Origin of the sequence: Neisseria sp. HMSC070F02 (genome assembly GCF_001814225.1) — a bacterium.
Classification (GTDB): domain Bacteria; phylum Pseudomonadota; class Gammaproteobacteria; order Burkholderiales; family Neisseriaceae; genus Neisseria; species Neisseria meningitidis.
In genome coordinates, this window is the sequence record NZ_KV815427.1 from 1 (window position 1) to 4,722 (window position 4,722).

Genomic DNA, 4,722 nt, shown 5'->3' on the forward strand with positions numbered 1-4,722 from the left:
AGCCTCGCTGTTTGCCGCATAAACTCGGGTGCGGGCTGCCATCGGTCTGAACTTTGATTCAGCCGTTCGATGCGTGTGCCTGCGGTACTCCAAAAGGTCGTCTGAAAACGGAGCTTTCGAAGGAAGCGGAGTTTCTGCGAAGCTAAAACGGAGCTTCTGAAATCGCAGTTTCAACAAGAGTTAAAAATCGCCTGAAGCTTAAAGACAGCCTGCACCCCAATCCCCTCTCCCTGTGGGAGAGGGCTAGGGAGAGGGCGGCAAACCGTAGGTTTGCTTGAGCGGTATTTTCAAAATACAGGCTGCTTTTCAATTCGTTGAAACCGCACTTTAGCTTCGCAGAAACCCCCCGCTTCCTTCGGAAGCTCCGTTTTCAGACGACTCCCTACTCTTTCCCCGCCGCAACGGGTTCTGCCTTTTCAAACGCCGCCTTCAACTGCTCCGCCGCCTGAATCAACTGCCGCGCGCCGCCCGCGACAATGTAGTTCGCGGCAGGCATGACGATGATTTGCTTGCGCTTCCAAGCGTTCGTGCCGCGTACCAGCGCGTTATCCAATACTTCGACAGCCGCCGGCCCTTCCTGCCCGATGGCGGCGGTACGGTCGATGATGAAAATCCAATCGGGGTTTTTCTCTTTGATGTATTCGAAGGAAACAGGCTGCCCGTGCCCCTCGTTGCGTAAAGATTCGTCTACAGGCGGTAGGCCGATGTCGCCGTGTATCCAACTTGCCAACCGCGACTGCGTGCCGAAGGCGGACACCTTGTTGCCCGTAACCGACAGCACCAGCCCGCGTCCTTTGCCTTTGGCGGCTTCGCGCGTTTGGGCGAACAGTGCGTCAATCTGCGCCTTCAATTCCGCCGCGCGCTTCCTTGCCGAAAATCCGCGCCAAGGTCTCCATCTGCTTTTCGCCGCTGGTGCGGATATTGCCGTTGTCCACCGTCAGATCTATGGTGGTCGCGTTTTTCGCCAACTGTTCATACGCTTCCGCGCCCGGCCCGCCGGTAATGATAAGCTGAGGATTGAGCGGTGCAGGGCTTCGTAATCGGGCTCGAACAGCGTCCCCACCGTTGCCGCCTTGTCAAATGCAGGCTGCAAATAATCCACGCGCACCGGCGCGGTGGTTGCGCCCACATTCACGCCCAATTCGGTCAGCGTATCCAACGCCGCCCAGTCGTACACGGCGACGCGTTCGGGATTCTTCGGCACAACGGCATCGCCCCGCGCGGTCGGCACGGTCAGTGTGGCGGCAGATGCGGATGCGGCGGATACAGTTTTTTCGGCGGCAGGTTCGGGCGAACAGGCGGTCAGCAGGACGGCGCAGGCTGCCCAATAAAAACGCGGTTTCACGGTGTGCGGTTCCTTTGCATACGAATAAGAATGTTTATTATTAAGCAAACAACCTGCAGAAACCACGCCGCAAAACGCAAAATTCCCGATACGGCAAAACAAATTCCCGATACGGAAAAGGTCGTCTGAAACACCCTTTCAGACGACCTTTTCCGTTTCAACCAATCCCTGCGCTTGATTATTGGTAATAATTCCTATTTAATTCATTTGTTAGACAACTCGTTCCTATCCAATCATGAACACCGCCGCCATCTACCGCCAGTACCAAACCTATGTCCGCTCCGATAAATCCGGCTGGGCGTTGGACGGCTGTTCCGACAGCGCGCTCATTGCGCAGGCAAAACAGCCCGGTTTGCATCTGGAAATGTGCATCAACCGCTTCGACTCGGGCATCACCTTGTCGCGGATGCGCGGCGGCGGAACGGGCGCGTTTCCCACCGAAATCCACAATTTCAGCCACAACTGCGCCTTGTTCGTCATGGTGTCGGGGCAGAACCGGTTACAAATGGGCGGCAGGGAATACCGCCCGTCTGCCGGCGAAATCTGGCTGGTACGCGGCGAGTTGGCGGACGTATCCGAAACCCTGTTGCCCGACAACAGCGGCATGTGCGCGCTGCATTTGGATTTTTCGCTGGAAAAACTGCGCCGCTGGCACGACGAAGGCTTGCTGGACGAACGCCTGTTTTCGCCGCAAACGATAGGCCGATTCACCCTGCAACGGCTGGCGCAAAACGCAGCGGCACTGACGGCGGCGGCCTGCCCACTGCTGCAACGCTCGTTCGAATCGGACGGCTTCGGCCTGCTTGCCGACGAAGCCGCCGCGCTGGAACTCTCCGCCCGATTATTGCGCTTCACCTTCCGCCGCCACGACAACGGTTACCGCCGTCGGCGCATAGACGAAGCCGCCGACATCCTGCAACACGAATTCGTCCGTCCGCTGACCATCGCCGAAATCGCCCGCCGCGTCGGACTGAACGAATGCTACCTGAAACGCTATTTCAAAGCGCAAACCGGCGAAACCGTCGCCGGATGCCTGCGCCGCCTGCGGCTGGAACACGCGCTCGCCCTCATCGAATCCGGCAGCACCGTCCAAGCCGCCATGCACTTTTGCGGCTACCGCCACGCGGGACGGTTCAACGAAGCGTTCAGACGGCATTACGGATTTTTGCCTTCGGATGTGAAGAAGTGCTGATGGGGCCGGCGGCATAGATATTTTGATTTGAAACAACCATTAAAAAAGGTCGTCTGAAAAAGCAGTTTCAGACGACCTTTTTTCATTCGCGGCGGCAGTGCCGCTCCCCGACCTTAGCCCAAAAACTCTTTCAAAAACAGCAAGACGCAGGCGAGTTCGTCGGCGGATTCACGTTGCGTGCCGTTGCCGGTATGGCCACCGCCGTCCGGAGAGTAGAGCCAAGATTGCGGCGAGGTTTCGCGCAGTTTGGCGTAGAACTTGAGCGCGTGGGCGGGATGGACGCGGTCATCGCTGAGGCTGGTGGTAATAAGCGCGGGCGGGTATGGCACGTCGTCTGAAAGATTGTGATACGGCGACAATTCGCCCAGCCAGCGTTTGCAGACTTCGTATTTCTGCGGATTGCCGTATTCGTCCGTCCAACTTGAACCGGCGGACAGCAGCGGATAACGGATCATGTCGGTCAGCGGCACTTCGCACACCAGCGCGCCGATGCTTTGCGGCTCGCGCACAAAGGCAGCGGCGGTAATCAGGCCGCCGTTGCTGCCGCCCTGCAAACCGATGTGTTTGGGCGAACTCATGCCGCGTTCGGACAAATCGCGCACGACGGCAAGCAAATCGTCGACGCTTTTGTGTTTGCTGATTCCCTGCGCCGCCTGATGCCAGCGCGGGCCGAACTCGCCGCCGCCGCGGATGTTCGCCAATACAAAGGCATTGCCCTCTTCCAGCCAATATTTGCCAATGCTGCCCAGATAATGCGGCAATTCGGGAATGCCGAAACCGCCGTAGGCATAGACCAGCGTCGGCATGTCGGGCGCGGCGTTTTTGCCGACGTGGAAATAAGGAATGCGCTCGCCGTCAGCCGAAGTCGTCCAAAACTGCTGCACGTTGATGCCGTCTGAATCGAACTGCTGCGGCTGACGGCGCATGACGGTCAGTTCCATCACGTTCAAATCCAGCGCAAACAGCGTCAGCGGCGTGGTGAAATCGCTGGCGGCAAGGTAAACCACGTCGCCACCCCACGGTTGGTCGGTCATTTCCAACGCGCCCGAGGGCAGGCGCGGCAGTTCGGCTTCCTGCCATTTGCCGTCGGTAAAACGCCACGCTTTCAGACGGCCTTGTACGTTTTCCAGCAGACTCGCCACGACAAAACGCTTGGTCGTTTCCACGCTTTCCAATGCCTGCGTTTCATCAGGCGCAAACAAAAGCTGCGCCGCCCCGATTTCGCCGCGATTCAGTTTCACCGCTACCAGCGCGCCGCTCGGATAGCTTTGGTTCGCGCGGTGCCAGTCCTTGCGCAGCGTCAGCAAAAGATGCCCCGCCAGATAGCCGACCACATCGCAATCAGCAGGCAGGTTTAACGGTTTCGCCTCGCCTTCGGCCGACACCTGCAAATAGGTTTTGGTGTAAAAACCGTCAGACGCTTCAATCAAATCAATCGGCGAACCCTGCGGATCGAGGTAACGCCACGCGTTCACCATCATCCCGTCTTCGCCGATTTGGTACACCGGCAGGCTTTCCTCGAAACTTTTGCCGCGTTCCACCAGCCACACCTCGCGCGGATAGCCCGATTCGGTCAACTGCCGCTCGTCCCAGGCCGGACACACCCACACGCTGTTTTCATCGCGCCACGACACATGGTTTTTGCCTGCCGGAAAGTGAAAACCGCCTTCTACCAACTCCCCTGCTTCCAAATCCACTTCCAGCGTGTACGCCGTATCGCCGCCCGATTTGCTCAGTGTTAACAACGCACGGTCGGGCTTTTCCACCAAGTGCGACACGCCGCCCAAATACACATCGTCGCCGAGCAGCTCGTCGAAATCCGCCACTGAAAACAGGATTTTCCACTCGGGATAGCCGGAACGATACGTCGCCGCCGCACACACGCGGTACACGCCCTTCGGATACTCCGCGTCCTGATGGAAATGGTACATCCGCGCGCGGTGTTCCTGACAAAACGGAATCTGCCGCGTGTCCTGCATCTGCGCCAAAATGCCGTCCGACAGCGTGCGCGCCTTGTCGTTTTCTAAAAAACGCGCGCGCGTTTCGGCATTCGCTTCAGCAGCGAAGTTTTGCGTTTCGGCGGAATCGAGGTTTTCAAAATGGCGGTAGGGGTCGGGGTAGGATTTCATCGGGGTCCTTGAGGGTTGGGCAGGTCTTTATAGTGGATTAACAAAAATCAGGACAA

The 4,722-nt window shown here is 58.0% G+C and carries 2 protein-coding genes and 1 pseudogene; 1 reads left to right on the forward strand and 2 read right to left on the reverse strand.

Annotated elements, in window-relative coordinates; translation table 11 throughout:
• Positions 1–382 precede the first annotated feature (382 nt).
• A pseudogene (locus tag HMPREF2959_RS05415) lies at positions 383–1,345 on the reverse strand (siderophore ABC transporter substrate-binding protein).
• 235 nt (positions 1,346–1,580) lie between these two features.
• Here HMPREF2959_RS05415 and HMPREF2959_RS05420 point away from each other — a divergent pair.
• Positions 1,581–2,537 (forward strand): helix-turn-helix transcriptional regulator, encoded by a 957-nt coding sequence (locus tag HMPREF2959_RS05420; RefSeq protein WP_002243047.1) that lies wholly within the window; start codon positions 1,581–1,583, stop codon positions 2,535–2,537.
• Positions 2,538–2,650: 113 nt separating this feature from the next.
• Here HMPREF2959_RS05420 and HMPREF2959_RS05425 read toward each other — a convergent pair whose 3' ends face one another.
• Positions 2,651–4,666: a prolyl oligopeptidase family serine peptidase gene (locus tag HMPREF2959_RS05425; protein ID WP_002243855.1), complete on the reverse strand. Its 2,016-nt coding sequence runs from the start codon at positions 4,664–4,666 to the stop codon at positions 2,651–2,653.
• Positions 4,667–4,722: the final 56 nt, after the last annotated feature.